The organism is uncultured Bradyrhizobium sp. (assembly GCF_964252615.1).
Classification (GTDB): domain Bacteria; phylum Pseudomonadota; class Alphaproteobacteria; order Rhizobiales; family Xanthobacteraceae; genus Bradyrhizobium.
Genome location: NZ_CAXUNQ010000037.1, coordinates 14352 through 39308, shown reverse-complemented (window position 1 = coordinate 39308; position 24957 = coordinate 14352). Strand labels below are relative to the sequence as shown.

23 protein-coding genes are annotated in these 24957 nt (G+C 63.6%); 8 read left to right on the top strand and 15 right to left on the bottom strand.

All coding sequences use genetic code 11. The features are described from left to right. Nucleotides 1–136: 136 nt before the first annotated feature. The 9 genes from gspM to ACFE72_RS17200 all read right to left on the bottom strand — a co-directional run bounded on the left by gspM (nt 137) and on the right by ACFE72_RS17200 (nt 8158). Entirely contained in the window at nt 137–697 is a 561-nt protein-coding gene (gspM, locus tag ACFE72_RS17240; protein WP_375414335.1) for a type II secretion system protein GspM, read from the bottom strand. Next, entirely contained in the window at nt 694–1731 is a 1038-nt protein-coding gene (locus ACFE72_RS17235) for a PilN domain-containing protein (RefSeq protein ID WP_375414334.1), read from the bottom strand. The genes gspM and ACFE72_RS17235 overlap by 4 nt, the downstream gene beginning before the upstream one ends. Nucleotides 1732–1745: 14 nt before the next feature. Next, nucleotides 1746–2666 (bottom strand): general secretion pathway protein GspK, encoded by a 921-nt coding sequence (locus tag ACFE72_RS17230; RefSeq protein WP_375414333.1) that lies wholly within the window; start codon nt 2664–2666, stop codon nt 1746–1748. 6 nt (nt 2667–2672) lie between these two features. Beyond that, nucleotides 2673–3374, bottom strand: a complete 702-nt coding sequence (locus tag ACFE72_RS17225) for a type II secretion system protein J (protein ID WP_375414332.1) — start codon at nt 3372–3374, stop codon at nt 2673–2675. Next, on the bottom strand, nt 3371–3775 hold the full coding sequence (locus tag ACFE72_RS17220; RefSeq protein WP_375414331.1) for a prepilin-type N-terminal cleavage/methylation domain-containing protein: 405 nt from the start codon (nt 3773–3775) through the stop codon (nt 3371–3373). Before ACFE72_RS17220 ends, ACFE72_RS17225 begins: the two co-directional genes overlap by 4 nt. Next, complete coding sequence (locus tag ACFE72_RS17215; RefSeq protein WP_375414330.1) at nt 3753–4217, bottom strand: Tfp pilus assembly protein FimT/FimU; 465 nt, start codon at nt 4215–4217, stop codon at nt 3753–3755. Before ACFE72_RS17215 ends, ACFE72_RS17220 begins: the two co-directional genes overlap by 23 nt. A gap of 262 nt (nt 4218–4479) precedes the next feature. After that, the gene (gene gspG, locus ACFE72_RS17210) at nt 4480–4935 is read right to left on the bottom strand and encodes a type II secretion system major pseudopilin GspG (RefSeq protein WP_375414329.1); all 456 of its coding nucleotides are present in this window, start codon (nt 4933–4935) and stop codon (nt 4480–4482) included. Nucleotides 4936–5013: 78 nt separating this feature from the next. Then, nucleotides 5014–6225 (bottom strand): type II secretion system F family protein, encoded by a 1212-nt coding sequence (locus tag ACFE72_RS17205; protein ID WP_375414328.1) that lies wholly within the window; start codon nt 6223–6225, stop codon nt 5014–5016. A gap of 244 nt (nt 6226–6469) precedes the next feature. Further along, a complete protein-coding gene (locus ACFE72_RS17200) occupies nt 6470–8158 on the bottom strand; it encodes a GspE/PulE family protein (protein WP_375414327.1) in 1689 nt (562 codons plus the stop codon). 184 nt (nt 8159–8342) lie between these two features. Between ACFE72_RS17200 and gspD the strand changes: the two genes are divergently transcribed. The 5 genes from gspD to ACFE72_RS17175 all read left to right on the top strand — a co-directional run bounded on the left by gspD (nt 8343) and on the right by ACFE72_RS17175 (nt 13146). After that, entirely contained in the window at nt 8343–10673 is a 2331-nt protein-coding gene (gene gspD, locus ACFE72_RS17195; RefSeq protein ID WP_375414343.1) for a type II secretion system secretin GspD, read from the top strand. A 4-nt stretch (nt 10674–10677) separates the two neighbouring features. Continuing rightward, a complete protein-coding gene (locus tag ACFE72_RS17190; RefSeq protein ID WP_375414326.1) occupies nt 10678–11247 on the top strand; it encodes a prepilin peptidase in 570 nt (189 codons plus the stop codon). 356 nt (nt 11248–11603) lie between these two features. Then, nucleotides 11604–12272 carry a hypothetical protein gene (locus ACFE72_RS17185; protein ID WP_375414325.1) on the top strand — a complete coding sequence of 223 codons (669 nt, stop codon included), beginning with the start codon at nt 11604–11606 and terminating at the stop codon, nt 12270–12272. A gap of 22 nt (nt 12273–12294) precedes the next feature. Next, entirely contained in the window at nt 12295–12594 is a 300-nt protein-coding gene (locus ACFE72_RS17180) for a hypothetical protein (protein ID WP_375414324.1), read from the top strand. A gap of 39 nt (nt 12595–12633) precedes the next feature. Next, complete coding sequence (locus ACFE72_RS17175) at nt 12634–13146, top strand: adenylate kinase (RefSeq protein WP_375414323.1); 513 nt, start codon at nt 12634–12636, stop codon at nt 13144–13146. A gap of 39 nt (nt 13147–13185) precedes the next feature. On the opposite strand, the gene ACFE72_RS17170 is transcribed toward ACFE72_RS17175, so the two are convergent. Further along, nucleotides 13186–13755, bottom strand: a complete 570-nt coding sequence (locus tag ACFE72_RS17170) for a tetratricopeptide repeat protein (RefSeq protein WP_375414322.1) — start codon at nt 13753–13755, stop codon at nt 13186–13188. 169 nt (nt 13756–13924) lie between these two features. Between ACFE72_RS17170 and ACFE72_RS17165 the strand changes: the two genes are divergently transcribed. Further along, a complete protein-coding gene (locus ACFE72_RS17165; RefSeq protein WP_375414321.1) occupies nt 13925–15118 on the top strand; it encodes a CaiB/BaiF CoA transferase family protein in 1194 nt (397 codons plus the stop codon). Between the two features lie 74 nt (nt 15119–15192). On the opposite strand, the gene ACFE72_RS17160 is transcribed toward ACFE72_RS17165, so the two are convergent. The 5 genes from ACFE72_RS17160 to ACFE72_RS17140 all read right to left on the bottom strand — a co-directional run bounded on the left by ACFE72_RS17160 (nt 15193) and on the right by ACFE72_RS17140 (nt 21258). Next, nucleotides 15193–16704 (bottom strand): tripartite tricarboxylate transporter permease, encoded by a 1512-nt coding sequence (locus ACFE72_RS17160; protein WP_375414320.1) that lies wholly within the window; start codon nt 16702–16704, stop codon nt 15193–15195. Nucleotides 16705–16866: 162 nt separating this feature from the next. Next, nucleotides 16867–17409 carry a tripartite tricarboxylate transporter TctB family protein gene (locus ACFE72_RS17155; protein ID WP_375414319.1) on the bottom strand — a complete coding sequence of 181 codons (543 nt, stop codon included), beginning with the start codon at nt 17407–17409 and terminating at the stop codon, nt 16867–16869. Nucleotides 17410–17676: 267 nt separating this feature from the next. After that, on the bottom strand, nt 17677–18663 hold the full coding sequence (locus tag ACFE72_RS17150) for a Bug family tripartite tricarboxylate transporter substrate binding protein (RefSeq protein ID WP_375414318.1): 987 nt from the start codon (nt 18661–18663) through the stop codon (nt 17677–17679). A gap of 261 nt (nt 18664–18924) precedes the next feature. Further along, nucleotides 18925–19722, bottom strand: coding sequence for an enoyl-CoA hydratase/isomerase family protein (locus ACFE72_RS17145; protein ID WP_375414317.1), 798 nt, complete (start codon nt 19720–19722; stop codon nt 18925–18927). 336 nt (nt 19723–20058) lie between these two features. Continuing rightward, nucleotides 20059–21258, bottom strand: a complete 1200-nt coding sequence (locus tag ACFE72_RS17140; protein ID WP_375414316.1) for a pyridoxal-phosphate-dependent aminotransferase family protein — start codon at nt 21256–21258, stop codon at nt 20059–20061. Nucleotides 21259–21427: 169 nt separating this feature from the next. Here ACFE72_RS17140 and ACFE72_RS17135 point away from each other — a divergent pair, with 169 nt between their 5' ends. Both ACFE72_RS17135 and ACFE72_RS17130 read left to right on the top strand, forming a co-directional pair. After that, nucleotides 21428–24481: an FAD-binding and (Fe-S)-binding domain-containing protein gene (locus ACFE72_RS17135; RefSeq protein WP_375414315.1), complete on the top strand. Its 3054-nt coding sequence runs from the start codon at nt 21428–21430 to the stop codon at nt 24479–24481. A 13-nt stretch (nt 24482–24494) separates the two neighbouring features. Continuing rightward, entirely contained in the window at nt 24495–24926 is a 432-nt protein-coding gene (locus tag ACFE72_RS17130) for a heme-binding protein (protein WP_375414314.1), read from the top strand. Nucleotides 24927–24957: the final 31 nt, after the last annotated feature.

Sequence of the window (24957 nt, the reverse complement as noted above, 5' to 3'; positions counted from 1 at the left end):
TGCGGATGCTCAGACCGTACCCGCAACTGCTGCGGTCATCAACAACCGCGATGCTTCGAAGCGACTACGTCAAGGCGCGGCCCTGCCGCACGGCTTGCGATCAGCTTGCGGCAAACCCAAGGCAATTCTGCCATAATTACTTGCCGCCCTGCCATTGGCCGGAAACGCCCAGAACTACTCGGATTTTTCCGGCGACCCCTTCGCTTGCAGCGGTGATTTGCGGCACCTGGACATCGAGCTGATCGACGAACAGAAACGGCATGCCGACCTCAAGATCGTAGAGCAGCTTTTGCAGGGCCGGCTGCTCCATCTCGCAACTGACCAGGAGACCTACGAAGCCGTCCTTGGCCTGCGTACCGAGCAGATCAACCTGCGACGACTGGATCGTGCCGCCGACATTGCCGATCGCGGCTGCGACCCGCTGCAGCAGGGTGGCGCCGGCCACCGTCACCGTCGGGCCTTCCAGGAACGGCGTGCCCGGATGCTCGGTCGCCAGCGACGATGTTCCGGAGCCCCGCGCCCTTCGGCCCTGCAACTGATCCAGCAGGTCGGATGTTTGCGCCAGCGCGCGCTGGTGGTCGAGAATGCTGGAGATCGCGAGGCCGGCTATCGCAAGCAAGGTGCCGATCGCAACGGCATAAAGCACCACCGCGATCAAGGGCGAGCGAGTCAGCGTACGGGTGATGGCCGCGTTCATGGACTCGCCGTGTTCTTCGGTTCGATCCGCGCCTCGATATGGAAACGCTCGCCGGGATCGGAGGACGAACGCGTCGTCGGGGCATAGAACGTGGCGCGGGTAAAATGTTGGGACTGTTCAATCAGCGGAATCAGCGAGGGCGCATCACGGGTGATGCCGACGATCTGTAGTTTGGTGCCGGCCAGGTGCAGCTCGGTGATATAGGTATGATCCGGAAGAACCTGGGTCAGCGCATCGAGTACGATGACGCTCGCCGGCGTCTCGTATTTGCGGCGCTCGAGCGCTGCGATCGGCGAGCGATCGCCGCCGTCGCTGCTGGCGCGGATGGCGGCGCGCCGTTGCGAGATCTGCCGCGCCAGTTCATCTTCCTGCGCGCCGAGACTGTCCGCGACATAGACCGCGGCGGCCACTGCAAGCAGCGCGCAAACCGCGGTTGCACCAAGACCGGCCAGCAGCGCGCGGCTCAGCCGGACAGCATCGAGCTGGCCGCGGGCTTTTTGCTCGAACACCTTGACCCGCCCCGCATTGCGTTCCGCAACGTCGGTGCAGACCGCAACCGCGGCGGGATGAAATATCGATACCGCCTGAACGTAGGCCATCGCCACCTTGCGCGTGGTGGCTGCGATCACCGTGGTGATGCTCTCCGGCCCGCTCTCGACCGGGCTGCTGCAACCGAAAACCGCCTCGCTTGCGTTCCACGGCGTCAGTCGATCGATCTGCGCACGCACGATGCCGTCGAGGAAATCGGCGGCGCGCGCCGGCAGCTCGAGCGGGCGGAACAGAAAGCGTCTCGGCTGCAGCACGATCTCGACGCGGCTTCCCCTGAATGCCGACGCAAGGTTGGGCGCGGCGAGGCTGCCGCCGGCAAACGCAATGCGCGACGGCACGTTTTCGGATTTCCCGGCCGATTCAACCGCGAAATCGCCGTTGTCCTGTTCGACCAGCCTGATCACCCGCGGCGACGACACGCGGTCGAAAGCGGCGATCACGGCCGCGGCGACGCTGTCGGTCCAGGCGCGGAAGAACGCAGTCATAGTCTGTAGAAGCTTCATCTTATAGCGGCCCATTGCGGCGCCGTAGCACCATCGGAAGCGTTGCGCCACGACAATACACGATAAGGCTCGTCGCCGTCTTCGAGAAGCAGGATCACGACCTCGGCGGCGCTGCGCCTCCCGCGGTCGAAATCGATGACGACCGTCAACCGGTAAGCTTTGGACGCCTCGAGCGTGGCGGCTGCCCCGCCGACCAATCCCACCAGCGCGTGCGGATCGAACCGCGGATCGTCACGTTGCGACAATACCGCCTGCAGACGCTCCGGCGTCATGCCGGGCAGCGCGGCCACCACCTGCGGCGCGGCGTCCTTAATGTTGATGGAGGCCATATTGCTGAATGCAGTCACGAACGGCAGCATCCGCTCGACCAGCGGCGGCGGGATCCCGCGTACCAGCCACAACTCGTCGGCATGCGGAAACGGCGCATGGCGCGGCGCATAAGACAATCCGGCCGTGCGATAGGACGAGGTTTCGGGATCGTTCTCGCTCGCCGTCACCGGCGCTCGCCAGGCCAGGATGCGATCGGCGTAATCGGCCGCATTGGACGGCGCAGCGCCGAGCCCGATAATGAGTCCGGCCAGCAATCCCTTGGGCGCCGCATTGAGATCGACGCGCGCGGCTTCAGATCGAAACGCCACGGAGACCTGCGCCGCGCCCATCCTGGCGCTGAAGGTTCCGCTGCTCGGGCGGACGTCATCGTTGACCGCGGTCAGTTGATACGCGGTAAGCTCGACGCCTGCGCTCACCAGCGCATCGACCTGAACACGATCGGTACTTGCAGCCACGACCACGGCGGTATTGGTGACATAGGTAAGATAGATCAGGACCAGCGCCGACAGCGCCGCAAGAATCCAGAGCACCGCAACGACGATGAAGCCGCGGCTTCGGTGAAGGCCGTATCCGGAGCGGAGCATCATTTGCCGCTACTCCTCTTTCTTTTTGTCGCTATCCGGCTTCAGCGGCTCGGTCAGGCATTGCACCGGACTTTTCGAGCGCGCGCATTCGGCGGGCGCATTGACGTGAACGATCGCCGCGCTGGAAGCCGCCAGTACCTGCCCGGTCGCGGCATCGCGGACGGCAATGCGGATCATATCCGGAAGCTGCCTTTGCCCGCGCCACTCTTTCTGCCAGACCTGATCTGGTCCGGCATAGGAAAACGACACGCGAAAAGGCGACCGGATCAGCACCACCTGATCGGCGAACATCACGTGTGCCTCGGCAGGCATCGGCGTGAACGGCGCACGCTCGCGCACCAGCGCGAGACCCTGATTGTCGGCTTTCTCGATCAGCCTGATGATTTCCAGGCCGGGGCGCGTGTTCGGACCGACGGCGGTCCGCACGAAAGTGACCGACAACTCCGCACCTTCGAACAGCGGTGTCCGGGTTTCGCTGTTGACCGGCATCATTTCAGCAACCGAGAGGTCGGTGGCGATGCGCTCGAGGCCGATCGCCAGCCGCTCGGCGCGCTGGACCCGCGCCATGCCCCTGTTCCAGTTCGGCAACCATTGCGCCGTCACAGTCGCGAGCGCGCCGAGGATCATGGTCATCAGCAGCGTCGCCATCAACACTTCGATCAGCGTGAAGCCCGCCTCGCCGGCAATATCGTATCGGCCGCGCGCGCTCATTCGCTGGCCTTCGGCACCAGACGCACCGTGGTGACCTGCATCGCCGCGCCGCCAGGCGCCTGCAACCGCATGGTGATGGCGAGCGGAACGAAGCGCTGGGTTGGCGGCGCGTTACTCGGCACCGCGACATTCATCGACGAGACATCGATGCGCCAGCGATGACGGGCCAGTTCGCCGGACTGCCGCCCCGGCTTCAGCAGCGTCCGCGCCGGCAACGCCGCCAGCAGCGTCCCGGCGGTTCCACCCAAGGCCAGGCGCTGGTCGATTCCGCGCGTGCCTTTCACGGTGGTCGCGATCACCGTTCCAATCGATCCCAGCACCGTGGCGACAATCGCCAGGGCGACAAGGGCCTCGATCAGGGTAAATCCTGCGGCGCCGTCAGAGCAGCTTTTTCGGGACAATCTCGACGCCTCCGGTCAGCCAGTTGACCCGAACTTCATATCCCATGCCCGGGCGCGCCAACGCTATGGTGCCGCCGCACGACATCCCGGAGGGAAAGAAATCGATTGAGCGGCCGGCATTCCGGTCGGCGCACCGCAACGCGAGATACGCGTCGAGCGAGACATCGGCGGGAAAGCGGATGGTCCGGCCGGTGACGCCCGAGCGGATCGACCGCGTCTCGGCGTCAACCAGCGTTGTCACCTGAACCTGCCGCCGCAGCGCGGCGGTGCGATCCGCCTTCAGCAACGCCGCGGTTTGCATTGCATAGCTTTCCAGCTTCGCGCGCGAGGTGGCGCGGGGGATCGCAGGCAGGATAATGGCCGCAAGCAAGCCGATAATGGCGAGCACGCACAGCATTTCGATCAGCGCGAAACCGCGCTCGCCGCCTCCACCGGTCGTCACCGCGCAGGCGCCCGGGCATGCACCTATCTCGGCATATGCGGGCTTGACCCGCGTATCGATCGATCTTCGGAGGATTTTTCGAAGCGGATGGATTGCCGGGTCACGCCCGGCGATGACGCCGCAGATAGGTGCATGCCCGAGCGCGCAGGCTCGTACCCATAACCACCGATGCCGATGGTAACGCAAGGTGTCCGCGGCCATACCCGAACGAGAGCGCACGGCGTATGGGCCCCGGCTTTCGCGGGGACGACGGCTGGAGATATTAGCGCGTACCGCTCGCAATGTCGGTTGCCGTTCCACTGCCGCCTTCTTGCCCGTCGGAGCCAAGCGAGATGATGTCGTAGGGTGAGCGCTCGCCGGGAGATCGATAGACGTAGCCGTGGCCCCACGGGTCGTTGGGAACCACGCCGCCGCGGAGGTAGGGCCCATTCCAGCCCGGCGCATTGGTTGAGCGCGTCAACGCGGCCAGCCCTTCTGCCGAAGTAGGATACCGTCCAAGGTCGAGGTAATAGAGATCGAGCGCGCTGGAAAAGCTTTCGATTTGGATTTTGGCGGCCTTGGCCTTCGACTCGCCGAGATAGCCGAGCACGCGCGGCCCCACCAGCGCCATGATCAATCCGATGATCGTGATCACCACGAGGATTTCGACCAGCGTAAAGCCGGCCTGCGAGTTTCTCGGCCGCCGGCGCCTTGCCAAACTCAAACCACTTCGAACCACGTGACGTATCTCCTCGAAACCTTTTCGTTTTACGCGTCGTCTTGCCGCAAACCCGTTCCGGTCCTTGCGGAATACACGCTAGCCGATAATCTGGCTGACGGACATCAGCGCCGTCATCACCGATACGATCAGTCCGCCGACCACGATGCTGATCACGATGATCGCCGCCGGCCCGGCGATCCCGACCACGCGATCCAGCGTGCGTTGCAGCTTGGCCTCATAGAATTCGGCGACACGGCCTGCCAGCATCGGCAGTTGTCCGGTTTCATCGCCGAGCCGCAGCATCCGTACCGCCATCGACGGAAGCGCCGATGTATCGGATAGCGCATCCGACAGTTTTGTGCCATGGCGGACCCGCTCGGCGGCATCGATCCAGACCGCGGACGGACCGGCGGTCGACATCATATCGACCAGAATCCGCAAGGTGGTGGTCAGATTGACCCCGCTTCCGAGCAAAACCCCGAGATTCCGGCAGAACAGCGAAGTGCGGTAAAACGTCATCACCTGCCGGATCGCCGGTAACCGCGTCAACGCGTTGGCGATGCCGCGCCGAATGCCCTGCTGGCGCAGCAGCAGCCAGCTTCCGGCGATGACAACCGCGACCAGCGCCAGCACCGCATCCGAGTTATTGCGCAGAAAGGTCGAGAAATTCAGAAAGCTGAGAATAATGGGATCGACCTTGGCGCCGAAATCGGTCAGCACGCTGGCGAATTGCGGCAGCACGAATGTGAGAAAGAAAAGCAGCACGCAGCCCGCAGCACCCAGAACGAAGATCGGATAGCGGATGGCATCGCCGAGCCGGCGCTTCAGCGCCTCGGTGCGGCCCCTCTCGTCGGCCAGCACTTCGAGCACCTGGTCCAACGACCCGGACGCTTCGCCAACGCGGATCAGCGCCACATACATTGCGGGAAACAGCGTCTCGTGCCGTGCCAGCGCCTCCGCAAAGCTTTCGCCGGCCACAACGTGCGACTTGATATCGGCGACCACCGCGCGCAGCCGGCCGAAATCGCGGTCGGCGGCGAGCAGTTCAAGACCGTCGTTGATCCGCGCACCGGCGCGCAGCAGCAAGGCGAGATCGCGGGTGAAAATGGTGACGTCTTCGGCCTTGGGTTTGTTCAACAGGCTGAAGAAGCTTCCGGTCGAGCGGCCCTCCTCCAGCGTCACGCTGTCGACCAGCACCAGACCAAGCCGCTCGATTCGCGCAGCGACATCGCCCGGCGCGGGCGCCGCGATCGCGCCCGAAACCAGTTCGCCGTTACTGTTCATGGCGCGATAACGATAGTTCGGCATTACCGTCGCCCCAAAACACGCGAAAACCTCTCAGCATGACGCGGAGGGCGGGGCTCGCGCCGGCCATATGAGGAGAGTCGCCGCGGCGAAGGCGGGGACCCATAACCACCGATGCCGATTGTGACGGAAAATGTTTGCCCGCATGCCCATAATGGCGCCCGGCGTGTATGGGTTCCCGCCTTCGCGGGAATGACGGATGAGTTTGTGGGCCGTGACGACTCAAAACGCATGCCGCGGCCTCCGCCTACCTGATCGTCGTGACGCGGAAAACCTCCGGCACGGTGGTCAGTCCCGCGCGGCATTTCAAGACTGCGTCCGCCAGCATCGTGGTCATGCCGCCGCGCATCGCCGCGGTGTCGAGGGCGTGAGAATCGGTCTGCGGCCCGATCAGTCTTCTGACCTCGTCGGACATCTCGAGAATTTCGAATACGCCGTTGCGGCCGCGATAGCCGGTGCCGCCGCAACGTTCGCAGCCGCCGGCCTGGTAGATCGTCTCGCCGGCGTTGAAGCCGATCACGGCGAAACGTGGGTCGTTGTCGATATCCGCCTGGGTCAATCTGTGCGGCACCTTGCAGCGGTCGCACAGCATGCGAACCAGCCGCTGCGCCACCACGGCGCGCAAGGTCGACTTCAGCAAAAAGCCCTCGATGCCGAGATCGATCAGCCGCGGCACCGCGGCTGCGGCAGTATCGGTATGCAGCGTGGTCAGCACCAGATGGCCGGTCAATGCGGCGTGGATCGCGATATGCGCGGTTTCGGCGTCGCGGATTTCACCGACCATGATCACGTCCGGATCCTGCCGGACGAAGGAACGCATCGCGGTGGCAAAGGTGAGCCCGATCGACGGCTTGACCTGGGACTGGTTAATGCCGGGAATCTCGTATTCGACCGGGTCTTCGATCGTGAGAATCTTGCGCGTCGGTTCATTGAGGATCGACAGCATGGTCGCCAGCGTCGTGGTCTTGCCGCTGCCGGTCGGTCCCGTCACCACGATCATGCCATGGGGCAACGCGAGAAGACGGGTCATGACCGACTCGTCCTTCGGCGCCAGACCGAGCCTGCTCATTTCGAGCAGCCCGCGGTCGCGCGGCAGCAGGCGGATCACAGCGCTTTCTGAATGCTGCGTCGGCATGGTGGCGACGCGGACGTCGAGTTCGGCGCGGCTGACGCGGACCCGCGCGGCGCCATCCTGGGGCAGCCGCCGTTCGGCGATGTTGAGGCCCGCGAGAATTTTTACGCGCGAGATCAGCGCTTGCGGGGGAATGCCTGAGGGCGCGTTCATCGCGCGCAGCAAGCCATCGACGCGCATGCGCACCACGAGCCCGGTGCGGAACGGCTCGATGTGGATGTCGCTGGCGCGAAGCTCGACGGCACGCTCCAGCAGGTCATTGAGTGCACGCACCACCGGCGCGCCGCTGGCGAGGTCGCGCAGGCTTTCGATGTCGTCGTCGGACTGCTGCGTCGATCCTTTTGCGCCGTCCTCCGTGCTCGCTTCGTCGGCGTCGACGCGCTGGTCAAGCACGGTCGTGATGTCTTCGAACGAAGCGACGGCGACCTCTACGGCGGAGCCGAACACGATTTCCGCGGCCCGGATCGCGGCGGTGTCCGACGGATCGGCCACCGCGAGCCGATAGCCGCCATCGGCGCTGCGAACCGGGAAGATCGTCGATTCGCGCAGAAAGCGGCGCGAGAAGCCATCGAGGCACGGGGTGCTGTTGAGCAACTGGGGCAGGCTCAATCTCGTGACGCCCCAATAGTTCGAAACCTCGTCGGCAAATTCGGCGGCCGACAGATCGGTGGCTTCCCACAATTCGCGGAGCGGCCGGGCCAGCGTGGAATTGGCGCGGTTTTCGACGCGCGCCCGGGCTTTCGGCGGCAAGGAGTATTTTTCAAGGAGATGCTGCCGAAAGGTCTCCGCGGAAAGGTCTCGCATCGAATTCACAACGCTAACCTTGTTACTGAAAAGCAACAGCTTTCGGTATCAGCCGAGCCTTAACCACTTGACTTATTACCTAGCAAAAACATAATTGTGCTGTCAATTTTCCAGGTTCTGGACACCTCGACCGGCGTGGTGTTGCAATTCAACCGTTAGCGTTGGTAGGCGTATTTTGTTGAAAGTGGTCCACCCGCTTTGGCGCCTGCGTTCAGGGTTGACTGGAACGCTCGTTTTATTTTTGTCTTCGATCGTCCTCACCGCCTGCATCGTGACGGCCGATCAATCGGTCGAGAGCAACCCCAAAGACCCTCGGTCGCAGGATATCGCCGACCGGATTCGCTCAATCGATTTGCTACCGCGTCAGGCCACGGATACGGACGCCACTGCGCTCAAGCGCGGCAGCGGCGACAAGCAGGCCGCAATCTATTTGAGCGACGGTACGTCGCCGCCGGGCACGGCCCTGACCGAACGCGACGGCGTCGGTTCCGGCAGCGGCTATGATCTCAACTTCGAAAACGCGCCGGTCTCCACGGTGGCGAAGGTCATCCTCGGCGACGTATTGGGTGTCGGCTACACCATCGATCCGCGGGTACAGGGAACCGTGACGCTGGCGTCGGTACGTCCGGTCGCGAAGGCCGATGCGCTCTACGTGCTGGAAAATGCATTGCGCATGTCCGGCGTGGCGCTGCTTCGCGACCGCGGCAACGGGTATCGGCTGCTGCCGACCAACGAAGCCGGACCTGGCCGCCTTGACAGAACCGGATCGGCCGAAGCGGGACAGGGCATCAGCGTGGTGCCGCTGCGCTACGTCTCGGCGCAGACGGTTTTCAAGCTGCTGGATGCATTCGGCGTCAAGGCTACCACCCTTCGCCCGGATACCGGGCGCAACACGTTGATCATCGCCGGCAGCGGCTCGGATCGCAGCTCCGCGATCGATACCATCCTCTCGTTCGATGCCGACTGGATGCGCGGACAGTCGGTCGGAATATTTCCGGTGCGAAACTCCTCGCCGGAGCCGGTGATCGCCGAAATCGAAAAGATCATGGATTCCGGCGAAGGCGGCCTCAGCCAAAGCGTCATCAAGTTCCAGCCCATCGGCCGGCTCAATTCCATCATGGTGGTCAGCCAGAAGCCGGAATATCTCAAGCGCGCCGGGGTCTGGATCGCGCGGCTGGACAAATCGGACACCGACGGCGTCAACCTCAAGGCCTATCCGCTGCGTTACGGCAATTCGAAACAGATCGTCACCATGCTCAACGACATGCTGACCGGACGTGGTGCCGGTGGCAGCCTCGACAGCGCTTCCAGTCAGATTTCGCCCGGCGGGGGCATCTCCCTGTCGTCATCGGGCACCGGCGCGGTTGCCGCGCTTAGCGGGCTGCCCCCCAATACCGGCGCTTCCGGGGCATATCCCTCGGCGGCCGGCGGAAACCCCCTGAACCCCCGCCTGGCGCCTGTGGCGGCCCCTGCGGCCGCACAGGATACGCAATCGCCACCAGCCGGCCTGTCGGGCGGCGCCCGGCAGGCCGGCGGCATCCTGCAGAACGTCCGCATCACCGCCGACGTTACCAACAACGCCGTGCTGGTCTATGCCGACCAGGAATCGCAGCGCATCGTCGAGCAGACCATTCGCCAGATCGATCGGCCGCAGCGCCAGATTGCGATCGAGGCGACCATCGCCGAGGTCACGCTGAACGACCAGTTGAACTACGGCGTGCAGTTTTTCCTCGCGAGTCAGAAAGGCTCGATTTCCAATACGATCAGCGGCGTCGCCACCAGTACCACGGCAGTCGAGCCTGCCAGCAATGCCGTCAACGCCGCCGCCGGCGCGCTTTTGGGACGCGTGCTTCCCGGTTTCAACTTCCTGATCGGATCCGAGAATTCGCCGCGCGTCATCCTGGATGCGTTGCACGGCGTCACCAGCGTCAAGGTGCTGTCCAATCCTTCGCTGGTGGTGCTGGACAATCAAACGGCGACCTTGCAGGTCGGCGACCAGGTGCCGTTCTCGACCGGCACGGCAACGGTGCTGACCGCGAACAACACCGTGGTGAACACCATCGACTATAAAAACACCGGCATCATTCTTCGCGTGCTGCCGCGTGCGAATTCCAACGGCAACGTCGTCCTCGATATCGAGCAGGAAATCAGCAACGTCGCTGCAGGGAGCGGACAATCGCTGACGCCGACCATATCGCAACGGCGGGTGAAGAGTTCGATTGCCGTCACCAGCGGCCAGACCGTGCTGCTGGCCGGCCTGATCAGCGAGACCGAGAACAGGCAGCGCCAGGGCATTCCACTGCTGGATTCGATTCCCGGCGTCGGCGACGCCTTCTCGCATCAGAACACGGCGCGGGCGCGGACCGAACTGATCCTGTTCATCCGGCCGACGGTGGTCAAGGACGCCGTCGATGCGCATGTCATCGCCGAGGAAATGCGATCCAAGATGAACAGCCAGTTTGTCGGCACCAGTAACCCGGTCGTCGTGCTGCCCGCCCCCAAGGTCCCGCGCTGATCGCGTGATCGACGCGTCACGCATTCATCCCAGCCTGCAATGCTTGCTCAGCCTTATGCTGCTCGCCGCGGTGGGCGCGAGCCTGACGGCGTCGCCCGGCCCGGACGGCGTATTCGGCGCCTTTCTCGGCCTGCTGATGGCTGCGATCGCGGTTACCGACTGTCGCCGCTACATCATTCCAAACGAACTGACGGCGGCGGCGGCGGCGCTGGCGCTGCTGCGCGCCGGCACCGCGGGTCCGGACCCGGATTGCTACGCCGTGCTGTGGGCGGCGGTGCGCGGCGCGGCGATCGCCATATCCCTGCTGGCGCTGATGCTCGGCTACCGGCGCTGGCGCGGACGCGACGGGCTCGGCCTCGGCGACATCAAGCTTGCCATCGTCGCCGGCGCCTGGCTCGGCTGGGTCGCCATCTTTGCAGTGATCGAACTCGCCACGCTGTCGGCGCTTGGCGCTTACATCGTGAGCGGCTACCTGAAGAAGCGCCCGCTCCGGACAACGGCCTTCCTGCCGTTCGGGCTGTTCCTCGCGCCGGCAATCTGGATCGGCTGGCTGTTCGAGACGCTGCTTGGATAGAGATATCCCTCGTGTTCCGTTTCCGAACGGGTCATCAGCCAAAATTTCTGCCGTCGGTAATGTCAGGTTGTGAGCCGATGCTCGCATGTCATCTCGCGCGCTTCGCGATCGTGCCGTCCTCGACGTGAATCGACCGCATTGTCAGCGAGAACATGAATTACCGATGCCTGTATGGGCCGGAATCCGCATCACGACCTCACGTGGTGGACACGCGACTTAGCAAGCTAAACAGGCCGTTTCTTGCAAATCGTCATCGCATTATTCTTTGACAGCGATGTCATCTTGGCTACTGTCCGGCTACGCATTTTCCGCCTTGCGCATATCAAGACTGCGCATTTTCAGCATGAGGGCATTGCATGAGCGGGTTCGACAGACGCGCATTTCTGGGCATGTCGGTAGGCGCAGTGTCGATGTTGCGGCATCCCGGAAGCGTCCTTGCGCAAACGCCGGCATGCGCGCCCGGCGGGATGGCGCCGTTCCTTCCGGTACGGCTGAACGTCGACTGCGCGTCGCGAAAAAACTTTCAGCTGTTTCGAAAAAATACCAACGATATCGGACTGGCCGGGGTCGTGAGCATGACCTTCGTTCGCGGAAGATACGGCAGCTACGACGCCGGAAGCATGATCGTGTTTCCCTGGTTGAAGCCAAAGGGTCAGAACCGCCAGGCATTGGCCGCCACGCTGCCGGTCGACAGAACGCAATTCATGGCCTCGACGCCAATCCCGGATGCGACCCTGCCGGTCGACGAATATTTTTGCAAATATCGCCTGCAAGCGCCGAGCGCGATGTTCATCGGCTTCCATGTCGATGTGCCCTACAGCCGGGTGGAAGGCCGCTTCGACTGGTTCACCAATGTCAAGCTCGCCGACGGAAAGAGCGTGGGGATCGACTGGACCAGCAGCAATCTGAACGATCCCTGGTTCGGCGGCAGCCGGTTCATCCCGAACAAGGACGCCTGCAGCGGCCCGGCCTGGCGCAAACTGATCGTCGATGGATTGATGCAGGCATCCAGCGCTCTGTGCTGATGCGATTGTTTGGAGGACCTCGATGAAGCGCGCGTTTTTTATCCTTGCAAATGTTCTGGCATTATGCGGCGCGGCCTCGGCTGCGACGCCGACGGCTCCGGTCCCGACGGCGAGTGCGCCGTTTGGGTGCGATGCGCGCGCACCGAGGGTCTGCCACTTCCGGATTTTCTACACCCGCGGCGACCGCATTGTCATCTTGCCGTCCGGCATGAAGAATAAGGTTCCCGGTGTTACGATCGGCGGTCATTACTGCATGACCTTGGACCAGTCGCCGGTGTATAAATGCGCTCGGAAGGTCATCAACGACAAATACAACAGCTGACGCCGCTCAGGTGGAGACTGCCTGGCAACCGGGGTCGTCGTGGCTAGGATCGTCGTCATCGGCAATGCGGCGGGAGGCAAGTCCACGCTTGCGCGGCATCTGGCGCGCCGTCGCGCGCTTCCGCTGATCGAGGTGGACCGGCTGCTGTGGCAACCGGGCTGGCGGTTGACCTCCGAGTCCGACTACAGGGGGCAGCACGCCGACATCCTCGCACGCGAGCGATGGGTGATCGATGGTCTCGGCCGTCAGGATTCGATTGCGGAAAGACTGGCGCGTTCGACCGAGATCGTATTGATCGATATGGCGCTGTGGATGCACTTCGCTCTAGCCGCGGAACGGCAGATCGCCTGGAGTCGGGGGCGGCTGGATCATCCGCCGGCGGGTGCGGCGGAAATGCCGCCGACCGCCGAACTGTTCCGGACGATGTGGGAAGTCGAGCGGAGCTGGATGCCGGACATCCGCAGGATGTGTGCCGAAGCCGAACTGGAAGGCAAAGCGGTGACGCGGCTTGCGAGTGTGGCCGAGATCGATTCGTTCGTGCGCGGGATCTAAAGGGCGCGGCACCGCGTCCAGACACCAGGCGGCGGTTGTTCACCGCTCCCGCGTCGGCACCCACTCCAGCGCGCGCAGCCGGGCGCGTGCAATTTCGCCACGGGTCATCTTGGTGGTCACGGCGTCGCGGATGCGCGCGCGGGCCTCACGGGCGCCCCGCGGCGAGGCGGCGGCCGACAGGTTGAGCCATTTATTGGCCTCCACAATATCCCTTGGCACCCCCTGCCCCTTGTCATAGAGCAAACCGAGTGAATATTGCGCGAGGCTGTCGCCCTGCTCGGCGGAGCGTCGGTACCACATCGCAGCCTCGGTGTAGTTTTGCGGAACCCCGCGGCCGGTTTCGAACATGAAGCCGAGATAGGATTGCGCAGCGGAATCGCCCCGCTCCGCCAGCGGAAAGAAAATCTGCGACGCCAACAGATATTCCTGGCGATTGAATGCCGACACGCCCTGGCGGAATGTTGCCGCTTCGGCAAAATTGCCCGCAGCGACGAAGAGCGCAGCCGCGACCGCCACAATGCAGGAGACGCGTCTGACACGATCGGGCACCGGCCGGCGCTTCGGCAGGACCTGCTTCGAGTCGGAGCTAATGCTGCGGTCGGTTCCCATCGTCAGTCCGTCTACCTTGCGCGTCGCGGCACATTAATCGTACGTGCCGGGGAAATCCATACCGCGGCACCGGGGTATCCCGGCGCATTTCACCTATGACAAGCGGCCACCTTTCAGCAATGGTTGTGCCGCGATAGTGTCGCGCCTTGTTTACCCGGAGTTTTCTCGAATGCCCTTTCCGCGCGCCTCACAGGCCTTGTCCCGCTTCACCGTGCTCGATCTGACCCGCGTCCGCTCCGGACCGACCTGCGTGCGCCAGCTCGCGGACTGGGGCGCCAATGTCATCAAGATCGATGCCCTGATGGAGGACGCCGGGGGCGAACAGCCCGGCGGCCCGCGCCGCGGCTCGGATTTCCAGAATCTGCACCGCAACAAGCGAGCGATCACGCTCAATCTGAAAGATCCGAAAGGCCTGGAGGTGTTCCAGCGCCTCGCGAAACAGGCCGACGTGGTGGTCGAGAATTTCCGGCCCGACGTGAAGAGCAAGCTCGGTATCGACTATGAAAGCGTGCGCAAGATCAATCCGGGCATCGTCTACGGCAGCATCTCCGGTTTCGGCCAGGACGGCCCTTATCACAAGCGCCCGGGCTTCGATCAGATCGCCCAGGGCATGGGCGGGCTGATGTCGATCACCGGCGCGCCCGGCGAGGGTCCGATGCGGGTCGGTATCCCGGTGGCCGATCTCAGCGCCGGGCTGTTCTGCGCCATCGGCATTCTCACCGCGCTGTTGGAGCGCGATGTATCCGGGGAAGGCCAATGGGTGCAGACCTCGCTGTTGCAGGCGCAGATTTTCATGCTGGATTTCCAGGCCGCGCGATGGCTGATGGAAAAGGACGTGCCGAAACAGGCCGGCAACAACCATCCGACCAGCATTCCCACCGGCGTTTTCAAGACGTCCGACGGCTACATCAACATCGCGACGACGGGCGGACGGATCTGGGAGCGCTGCGCGCAGGCGATCGGCGCGCCGGAGTTCGTCAGCAACCCCGATTACGCCACGGCGCCGGCACGCTCGAAGAATCGCGACGCGCTCAACGCGGCGATCGGCAAATTCACGGTGACGAAATCCACGGACACCTGGGTAAAGGAACTCAACGCGGCCGGCGTGCCTTGCGGGCCGATCTATTCGGTCGACCAGATGTTCGATGACGACCAGGTCAAGCATCTCGGCATCGCGCAGGACGTGCCCAATGCGGAGAACCGCCATCTCCGCCTGGTCAGCCAGCCGGTAACGCTGTCGCGCACCCCGAGCAAGATGGCGGCGCGGCCGCCGGAATTCGGCGAGCAGACCGACGAGGTGCTGGCGGAGTTCGGCTTTACCGCGCAGGAGATCGCGCAATTGCGGGACGCAAAAGTAGTGTGAGCATCACCGTCATCGCGGGGAGCGCAGCGGCGAGGCCGTCCAGTTCTTGCTTTCGGGATTGCGTCAATGACGGGCTATACTTTCGCCGGCCGCCATAGCCGGCCCATGCCGGCAAAGGCTTTGTCGATCACCGGCCAGAACAGCAGCACGATCGCCAGCGTCGTGATCGAGCCGACCAGGCCGTTGGACCAGAACACCTTCATGGTGCCGCCCGAGCCGATCATCGACAGCCGGAACGCGTCCTCGGCGCGACTGCCGAGCACCAGCGCCAGCGTGAACGGCGCCAGCGGAATGCCGATCTTCTTGAAGACATAGCCGACCACGCCGAAGCCAAGCATCAGCCAGATGTCGAACATCGCATTTTGGATGGCATAGGCGCCGATCGCGCAGGACACCACAATCATCGGCGCAACGGCGGCGAACGGCACGCGCAGGATCGACGCGAAGATCGGTACCGTCGTCAGCACCAGCACGAGGCCCACCACGTTGCCGAGATACATCGAGGCGATCAGGCCCCAGACGAAATCCTTGTGCTCGACGAACAGCAGCGGCCCCGGGTTGAGGCCCCATACCATCAGACCGCCGAGCAGGATCGCCGCGGTGCCGGAGCCGGGAATACCGAGCGCCAGCATCGGCAGCAGCGCCGCGGTGCCGGACGCGTGCGCCGCGGTCTCCGGCGCGAACACGCCCTCAATCCGGCCCGTGCCGAAACTTTCCGGATCCTTGGAAAAGCGTTTGGCGAGGTTGTAGCCCATGAACGACGCCGCGATCGCGCCGCCCGGCGTGATGCCGAGCCAGCAGCCGATGAAGGACGAGCGCAGCAGCGTCACCCAGTATTTCGGCAGGTCCTTCCACACCTTCAGCACGACGCGCAGGCTGATGCCGGCGGCGTGGCCGCGCAGCGCGAGGCGCTCTTCCATGGTCAGCAGGATTTCGCTGATGCCGAACAGACCGATCACGGCCACCAGGAAATTGATTCCGCGCAGCAACTCGCTGGAACCGAAAGTCATGCGCAACTGGCCGGACACGGTATCCATGCCGACGCCCGCGAGCAGCAATCCGAGCGCCATCGAGATGATGGTCTTATGCTTGGCCTCGCGGCCGAGTCCGACAAAGGAGCAGAACGTCAGCAGATACACCGCGAAGAACTCAGGCGGACCGAATTTCAGCGCGAAGGACGAGATCATCGGCGCCAGGAAGGTGATCAGCAGCACCGCGACCAGCGAGCCGACGAACGAGGAGGTGAACGCGGCGGTCAACGCTTCGGCCGCCCTGCCTTGCTGCGCCATCGGATAGCCGTCGAAGGTGGTCGCGACCGACCAGGCTTCGCCGGGAATGTTGAACAGGATCGAGGTGATGGCGCCGCCGAACAGCGCGCCCCAGTAGATGCAGGACAGCATCACGATCGCGGAGGTCGGATCCATGGTGAAGGTCAGCGGCAACAGGATCGCCACGCCGTTGGGGCCGCCAAGCCCCGGCAGCACGCCCACGAAAATGCCGAGCACCAGCCCGACCATCATCAGCGCCAGTGTTTTCCAGGTCAGCAGCACGGCAAAGCCGTGCATCAACAGGCCGAAAGCTTCCATTATTTACCCCAGATCCCAGCCGGCACCCCGTCATCCTGAGAGGCCCGGCGCGCGCCGGGCCTCGAAGGGCGGCAATCCGGATCACGCATCCCTCGAGGCTCGCAGCCTCGCTGCGAGAACCTCAGGATGACGCCGTGGCCGTTGATCGGTTTCATGATCGTCCTAACGCCCCAACGCCGCTTCGAGCGGGCCTTTCGGCATGATGACGTCGAAGGCGATATCGAAGGTCACGAACATGATGGCCGTGAACAGGAACGCGGTGAGCAGCGATTTCCACAGCGCGATCTTGCCGACCATCCGCATGAAGGCTGTGATCAGCAGGAAGCTCGCGACATACAGTCCAAGGAATTGCGTAGCCAGACAGAACAGCAGCGTCGGCACGAACACCGCCATGACGCGGCGAAGCTGCGCGCGGGTGACGAACGTCTCCGCGGCCTCGCGGCGCGACAAAAAGCCGGTGGCGAGGCCATATACGCTGGCGGCGCCCAGTATCACCGAGAGGTAGAATGGAAAGTAGCCGGGCTGCGGACCTGTCGAATCCCAGGAGACGCCGGTGCGCCAGTTGTCGTAGCCCAGCATCGCGGCCAACCCGAGCAGCATCAGCGAGACTGCGGCGTCGACGGTTGCGACATTCGTCACTGCAGGCGAATCGGGCTCCGGCGCGGTCGGATCGTCGACGACAATTTCAATTTCGGTAGTGGACATCGAGATATTTTCGTTGGCTAAGAGAGATCATGTCCCGGACGCGGTGCGGCATGCTTCATGCCGCTCCGCAGGACCGCGACCGCATTACTTGTCGAAGCGTCATGGCCGGGCTTTGACCCGGCCACCCATCTTCTTTGACGAGTCGCACGAAGATGGATCGATGCGCGGGGTCAAGCCCGCGCATGACGACAGTTCTTGGTGAAGTGCCTATTCCGTAGCGCCTCGCTTCGCAAGAGCGCCGCGCTGCGTCCCGGCACGCGTGTCTTGCTATTTCGCCACGAACCCCGCTTCGTTCATCAGCGACGCGTTCAGCTTGTCGTCCTCCTCGAGGAATTTCAGCATGTCGGTGCCGGTGAGGAAGATTGGCTTCAGCGCCTGCTTTTCCATGTAGTCCTTGTACTCGGGTGTCTGCGTCACCTTCTGGAACAGATCGACGTAGAACGCGACCTGATCCGGCGTCACCTTGCCGGGCAGGAACATGGCGCGCAGCATCAGATACTGCACGTCGAGGCCCTCTTCCTTGCAGGTCGGAATATCATTCCATGACTGCGTCTCCGTGACCTTGGTCTTGTAGGAAATGCGTTCCTTGTCGAACACGCAGAGCGCGCGCACCTGTCCTGCGCGCCAGACCTCGAGATTTTCGGACGGATTGTTGACGTTGGATTCGGTATGATTTCCGACTAGCTGGGTCGCGGCCTCGCCGCCCGACTTGTAAGGCAGATAGGAGAATTTGGCGCCGGTCTTCTGCTCCATGAATACCGTGAGCACGTGATCTTCGCGTTTCGAGCCGGTGCCGCCCATCTTGAACGGCGAACCGGCTGATTTCGCGGCCTCGATGAATTCCTTCACCGTCTTCGGTCCGGCGGCGTTGTCCCACAGCACGAACTGATCGAGCGCCACCACCGACACCGGCGTGAGTTCGCGCCAGTTGAACGGAATTTTTGCCGACAGCGGCAACATGTAGATCAGCGAATAGGCGATCAGCACCTTGTTGGCGTCGCCGTCGCTGGATTTCATGTACATCAGCGCTTCGGCGCCGGAGGCTCCGCCCTTGAGCGAGACCACCATCGGCTGCTTCATCAGATTGTTTTTCTGAATCGCGGCCTGCATCATCCGCGCCATCTGGTCGGAGGCGCCGCCGGCACCCGCCGCGACCACGATCTCGACCGGTTTTGTAGGCTCCCAGGCCGCAATCGCCGGTGCGCCCGCCAGCATGGCGGCAAGCGCGACCGTTGTTTTCAGAAGATTTCGCATGTGTTTCGTCCCTGTGTGGTTTGTGCAGGCGCAGTCAATGGTGATTGGAGGCCACTTTGCGGGTTATCCCATGGCAGTTCAAGCGGATCAGACTGCACGCGACTTACGACTTTCGCCCAGCCCCGTCATTGCCGGGCTTGACCCTACGAGATTCACACATCTCGTCATACGCGGGCCTGACCCGCGTATCCATCCATCTTCGGAAGAGTCGTTTCGAAGGGGATGGATGGCCGGGTCAAGCCCGCGCATGACGAGTTCACCCTACTTCCCCTTGAACTTCGGCGTGCGCTTGTTGAGGAAAGCATCCATGCCCTCGCGAAAATCCTCGCTCATATAGGCACGCAGGATCAAATCCTCCCCCTCCTCGCGCGACAGCGTGCGGCGGATGCGGCGTACCGCTTCCTTGGTCACTTCGAGCGTGATCGGGGCGTGGCTCGCCACCAGTTTCGCGGTTTCATCGGCGCGGCGCTGCAGCGCCTCCACGTCGGGCACGATTTCGTTGAGCAGACCAAGCGCCAGCGCTTCCGGCGCCTCGACCAGCCGCGCCTTGAAAATCAAATCCTTGGTCCGCGCCGGACCGATCAGCGAGACCAACCTGGAGATGTTGGACATCGACAGGCAATTGCCGAGCGTTCGCGCGATGGGAAAACCGATCCGCGTCGCCGCCGTGCCGATGCGGATGTCGCAGCAGGCCGCGATCCCCGCGCCGCCCCCGGTGCAGGCGCCGGCAATCGCCGCAATAGTCGGGACCCGGCATTGCTCGAGCGCGCCAAGCACGCGGTCGATCCGCGCTTCGTATTCGAGCGCATCCTGCGATGTCTTGAAGGCGCGGAATTGCGAGATGTCGGTGCCGGATGCGAAGGCTTTTTCACCGCTGCCGGTGAGAATCATCGCCTTGATCGAACGGTCGGCATTGACCGTTTCGCAGATCGCCGCCATCTGCTCATACATCGCAAAGGTCAGCGCGTTGCGCGCCTGCGGACGGTTGAAGGTGATCCGGGCGATGCCGTCCTCTATGCTGTAGAGAAGATCTTCGGTCGCGGTTACCGGGACGTTCATGGTATGCTCTTTCTGTGCGCCTGTTCATCCTCGCGAGGTGGATACGGCCTCCGGCCGCCCTTGATGGATGAAGCGTTCCAAAATCAGGGCCACAGATCGTCATACGCGGGCTTGACCCGCGTATCCACCCATCTTCGCAAGAGTCTTTGCCAAGGGATGGATTGCCGGGTCAAGCCCTGCTGGATTCACACAACTCGTCATACGCGGGATTGACCCGCGTATCCATCAGTTCGGAAGATGTCGTTTGGAGAGGATGGATTGCCGGGTCAGCCCGGCAATGACGGCCGAGATGCGTGCATATGGGAGGGTCATGCCCGGCAACAACGGCTTTTAACGCTACGCCACCGCCGCCTTCGGCATCGGCACCACGTCGCGGCCCTTGAGCACTTCCATCGCCGCCATCACGCCGCCCGTGCGGTGCGGCACCTTGGCGAGATCAAGGCCCATCTCGACGCCGGCCAGCGTGCCCATCAGCATCAGGTCGTTGAAATGCCCGATATGGCCGATGCGGAATACCTTGCCCTTGATCCTGTTGAGCCCGGTGCCGAGCGACATGTCGAAGTTTTCCAGCACGACTTTGCGGAAATGGTCGGCGTCGTGTCCGTCAGGCATCACCACGCCGGTCAGCGCCGGGGAATGCGCGTGCGGATCGGCACACTGCGTTTCCAGCCCCCACGCCTTCGCCGCCGCGCGCGTTGCGGCGCTGTGGCGCCTGTGCCGGGTCCAGACGTTTTCCAGGCCTTCTTCCTCGAGCATCGCTATGGCTTCTTTCAGCCCGAACAACAGATTGGTTGCCGGCGTATAGGGCCAGGTCCCGACCTTGTTGATCGCGATCACGTCCATCCAGTCCCAATATGACCGCATTCCCGGATTGGCCTTTGCAGCCGCAAGCGCCTTGTCCGATACGGCGTTGAAACCAAGCCCGGGGGGCAGCATCAAGCCTTTCTGGGATCCTGCGACGGTCACGTCGACCCCCCAGGCGTCGTGCTCGTATTCCAGCGAGCCCAGACCGGAAATGCTGTCGACCATCAGCAGCGCCGGATGCTTGGTGCGATCCATGATCTTGCGGACCTCGAGCGGATGGGTAACGCAGCCGGTCGAGGTTTCGTTGTGCACGACGCAGACGGCCTTGATCTGGTGGGTGCGATCGGCGGCCAGCCGCGTCTCGATCAGGTCCAGGTCGGCGCCGCGCCGCCAGTCGCCGGGGATCCAGTCAATGTCGAGCTTGAATTTCTCGGCGATGCCGCGCCACAGCACGGCGAACTGGCCGGTTTCAGCCATCAATACCTTGTCACCGGGCTGCAGCGTATTGACGATTGCCGCTTCCCAGGCGCCGGTGCCCGAGGACGGATAGATGATGACCGGCTGCCTGGTGCGGAATATGCGCTGGATACCGGTCAGGACCTCGAGGCCGAGCGCGCCGAATTCCGGACCGCGATGGTCCATGGTGGGCATGTCCATCGCCCGCAGCACCCGGTCGGGCACGTTGGTCGGTCCTGGAATCTGTAAGAAATGCCGTCCTGTATGCAGGCTCATTGGGGGCGTCCTTCCCGGCGGGCTGGCGGTTTTCAAGCGTCCGAATATCACTATTTGGCGGGCTTGTCCCGCAGCCCAGGGGCGCCGTCAATCCCCAGGAAAGGTAGGGCTATGCCCGCAAAGCCGAATATCGGATACAAGGCTCGAAGACATCACACGAGATTGAACGATGGCGGCGCGGCGAGCCGAAAAAATCCGGAATTCAGCGGAAAACAGCGCCTTGGCCTTGCGTCTTGGACGGGAAATCACCGGCGACGTATGGTTCGATTCCTTCAACCGCGGCCGGTACGCTACCGATGCCTCGTTTTACCAGATCATGCCGCTGGGCGTCGTGGTTCCCCGTACCATGGACGAGGCGTTACGGGCGCTCGCCATTGCCCGCGACGATGGATGCATCGTCACCCCGCGGGGCGGCGGAACCTCGCAGTGCGGCCAGACCGTCAATGACGGCGTCATCATCGACTTTTCCAGGCACCTGAACCGCATTCTGTCGCTCGATGCCGCGAACCGGAGCTGCGTGGTCGAACCCGGCATCGTTCTGGACGACCTCAACCGGCAGCTCAAAAAGCACGGGCTGTGGTTTCCCGTCGATGTCTCCACCGCATCGCGCGCCACCATCGGCGGCATGGCCGGCAATAATTCCTGCGGCGGCCGATCGCTGCGATACGGCACCATGCGCGACAATACGCTGTCGATGCAGGCGGCCCTCGCCGACGGCCATCTGCTGCGCTTTGGCGACGTGGCTCGCGATTTTCCGCAATTGAATCACGGCGATGCCGGACTCGGCCTGTTTCGCGACCTGCTCGCGCTCGGCGAGCGCGAGGCGGTCGAGATCGCGGACAAATTCCCAAAAGTGCAGCGCCGGGTCGGCGGCTACAATCTCGATGCGCTGGTGCCGCGCAATGCGCCAAACAACATGGCGCACCTGCTGGTCGGCTCCGAAGGCACGCTGGCCTTCACCACTCAGGTCGAGTTGAAGCTCTGGCCCGTCATCCGCAACAAGGTGCTCGGCGTCTGCCATTTCGGCAGCTTTTACGAGGCCATGGATGCCGCGCAGCATCTGGTGAAACTGGGCCCGATCGCCGTGGAGCTGGTCGATCGCACTATGATCGCGCTCGGCCGCGAGATCGCGATGTTCCAGCCCGTCATCGGCACGGCCGTGCGCGGCGATCCCGATGCGGTGCTGATCGTCGAGTTTGCCGAAGCGGATCAGGGCGAAAACCTGGGACGCTTGAAACAGCTCGGCGAGCTGATGGCCGATCTCGGCTTTGGCTGGAATAACCCGCAGCGCAAATGGGGCGGCGTGGTCGAGATCGTCGAGCCGGCGCTGCAGACCGGCATCGCCGAATTCCGCGCCGCCGGCCTCAACGTGATGATGTCGATGAAGCAGGAAGGCAAGCCGGTGTCGTTCGTCGAGGACTGCGCGGTGCCGCTGCCGCATCTTGCCGACTACACCAAGCGGCTCAACGAAATCTTCGCAAGACACGGCACCCGCGGCACCATGTACGCGCATGCCTCGGAAGGCTGCCTGCATGTCCGGCCGGTGCTGAATCTCAAACTGGAGAAGGACGTCAAGGCGATGCGCGCCATCGCCGAGGAAACCTTCGCAATGGTGCGCGACTACAAGGGTTCGCATTCCGGCGAGCACGGCGACGGCATCGTGCGCTCGGAATTTCACGCGGCGATGTTCGGCGAGCGCATTGTCGCCGACTTCAGGGAGGTCAAGCAGCGTTTCGACCCCGGCAATGTGCTCAATCCCGGCAAGATCGTCGATCCGCCGAAAATGGATGACCGTTCGCTGTTTCGCTATCCGCCGGACTACAGGATTGGCGATTTGAAGACGGTGCTGGACTGGTCGGCCTATCCCGGCGCCGGCGGCGGTTTCCAGGGCGCGGTCGAGATGTGCAACAACAACGGCGCCTGCAGGAAACTGGAAGGCGGCGTGATGTGTCCGTCGTATCGCGCCACCCGCGACGAGAAGGATGTCACGCGGGGCCGCGCCAACACCTTACGGCTGGCGATCTCGGGCCGGCTTGGCCCCGATGCGCTGGCATCCGACGAAATGATGGACACCCTGAAACTCTGCGTCTCCTGCAAGGCCTGCCGCCACGAATGTCCGACCGGCGTCGACATGGCGAAGATGAAGATCGAGGTGCTGAGCGCGCGCGTTGCCAGGCACGGGCTGTCGCTGCGCGACCGCATGGTCGGCTATCTGCCGCATTACGCCGCGCTGGCGTCGCGCCTTGCGCCATTGGCCAACCTGCGCAACAACAGCCCGCTGCTGCGCGCGCTGTTCGAAAAATTTGCCGGCATCAGCGCGCAGCGCAGCCTGCCGCAGTGGCGGCGCGATGTGTTCGCGCCCGCCGGTGAAACGTTCGGCCCTGCCGACGGGCGCGAGGTGGTACTGTTCGCCGACACGTTCAATCGCGCCTATGAGCGCGAAAACCTCGAAGCCGCCCTGCATGTGCTGGTGGAAGGCGGTTATCGTGTCCGCCTGCCGCGACCCCCGCGCGGAAAACGTCCGCTATGCTGTGGACGCACCTTCCTTTCGGCCGGGCTGGTTAGCCAAGCGGGCGCCGAACTGGATCGGCTGGTTGCGACCTATGCGCCGTTTGCCGCGCGTGGCGTGCCCATCGTCGGGCTCGAGCCGAGCTGCCTGCTGACCCTGCGCGACGAACTGCTGTCGCTGCGGAGCGACGATGCGGCAAACAGCGTGGGTGCGCACGCTTTGCTGTTCGAGGAGTTTCTGGTGCAAGAGGCCGAAGCCGGCCGTCTGCGGCTGCCGCTGCGTCCCATCGCCGGCACCGCGCTGGCGCACGGCCACTGCCATCAGAAGTCCTTCGGCGCGTTCAAGCCGGTCGAGCAGGTTCTTCGCCTCGTTCCCGGCCTCAAGGTCGAAACCGTCGAGTCAAGTTGCTGCGGCATGGCCGGCGCATTCGGCTATGGTGCCGACACCTACCAGGCGTCGATGCGGATGGCCGAGCTGTCGCTGCTTCCTGCGATCCGCAAGGCTGAGCCGACGACGCTTGTCGTCGCCGACGGCACCTCCTGCCGGCACCAGATCGCCGATGGCGCGGGCCGTGCGGCACTTCACGTCGCACGCGTGCTGGCGATGAGCCTGGATGGCGCGCAAACCAACCACGGCCGTCATTCCGGGGCGCGGGCCCTTGCGAGCGTTTCGCGCGGAGCACTGGCGACGCCCCGGAATGACGGTATTAACTGAAAGGAACAACACCATGGTCGACCTCACCCTCGACGTTGCACGCAAAATCCTGGATGTGGCTCTCGCAAAGGGCGTCGAGAAAAAACTAAAACCGCTGGTGGTGGCCGTGCTTGACGCGCGCGGCTGCGTGAAAGTCAGCGCCGCACAGGACGGCACCAGCCTGCTGCGCGGCGAGATTGCCCATGGCAAGGCCTACGGGGCATTGGCAATGGGCATGGGATCGCGGGCGCTGTTCCAGCGCGCCCAGGAACAGGCCTATTTCATCGGCGCGGTAAACACGCTGGCGCAGGGCCGGATGGTGCCGGTGCCCGGCGGCGTGTTGATCCACGACGCCAGCGGCGCGCTGCTGGGCGCCGTCGGCGTCAGCGGCGATACCTCGGACAATGACGAGATTTGCGCGGTGGCGGGTATCGAGGCGGCAGGATTGAAGGCGAATGCGGGGTAGAAGGAGCGCAACCGCACCCACAACGTCGTCC

Bases quoted from the DNA above. Each gene is read 5' to 3' on its own strand.
- ACFE72_RS17160 (WP_375414320.1), bottom strand. From the start codon at position 16,704: ATGGAAGCTTTCGGCCTGTTGATGCACGGCTTTGCCGTGCTGCTGACC.
- ACFE72_RS17170 (WP_375414322.1), bottom strand. From the start codon at position 13,755: ATGGGAACCGACCGCAGCATTAGCTCCGACTCGAAGCAGGTCCTGCCG.
- ACFE72_RS17185 (WP_375414325.1), top strand. From the start codon at position 11,604: ATGAGCGGGTTCGACAGACGCGCATTTCTGGGCATGTCGGTAGGCGCA.
- ACFE72_RS17165 (WP_375414321.1), top strand. From the start codon at position 13,925: ATGCCCTTTCCGCGCGCCTCACAGGCCTTGTCCCGCTTCACCGTGCTC.
- gspM (WP_375414335.1), bottom strand. From the start codon at position 697: ATGAACGCGGCCATCACCCGTACGCTGACTCGCTCGCCCTTGATCGCG.
- ACFE72_RS17230 (WP_375414333.1), bottom strand. From the start codon at position 2,666: ATGATGCTCCGCTCCGGATACGGCCTTCACCGAAGCCGCGGCTTCATC.
- ACFE72_RS17180 (WP_375414324.1), top strand. From the start codon at position 12,295: ATGAAGCGCGCGTTTTTTATCCTTGCAAATGTTCTGGCATTATGCGGC.
- ACFE72_RS17140 (WP_375414316.1), bottom strand. From the start codon at position 21,258: ATGAGCCTGCATACAGGACGGCATTTCTTACAGATTCCAGGACCGACC.
- ACFE72_RS17145 (WP_375414317.1), bottom strand. From the start codon at position 19,722: ATGAACGTCCCGGTAACCGCGACCGAAGATCTTCTCTACAGCATAGAG.
- ACFE72_RS17135 (WP_375414315.1), top strand. From the start codon at position 21,428: ATGGCGGCGCGGCGAGCCGAAAAAATCCGGAATTCAGCGGAAAACAGC.
- ACFE72_RS17150 (WP_375414318.1), bottom strand. From the start codon at position 18,663: ATGCGAAATCTTCTGAAAACAACGGTCGCGCTTGCCGCCATGCTGGCG.
- ACFE72_RS17235 (WP_375414334.1), bottom strand. From the start codon at position 1,731: ATGACTGCGTTCTTCCGCGCCTGGACCGACAGCGTCGCCGCGGCCGTG.
- ACFE72_RS17200 (WP_375414327.1), bottom strand. From the start codon at position 8,158: ATGCGAGACCTTTCCGCGGAGACCTTTCGGCAGCATCTCCTTGAAAAA.
- ACFE72_RS17155 (WP_375414319.1), bottom strand. From the start codon at position 17,409: ATGTCCACTACCGAAATTGAAATTGTCGTCGACGATCCGACCGCGCCG.
- ACFE72_RS17225 (WP_375414332.1), bottom strand. From the start codon at position 3,374: ATGAGCGCGCGCGGCCGATACGATATTGCCGGCGAGGCGGGCTTCACG.
- ACFE72_RS17130 (WP_375414314.1), top strand. From the start codon at position 24,495: ATGGTCGACCTCACCCTCGACGTTGCACGCAAAATCCTGGATGTGGCT.
- ACFE72_RS17205 (WP_375414328.1), bottom strand. From the start codon at position 6,225: ATGCCGAACTATCGTTATCGCGCCATGAACAGTAACGGCGAACTGGTT.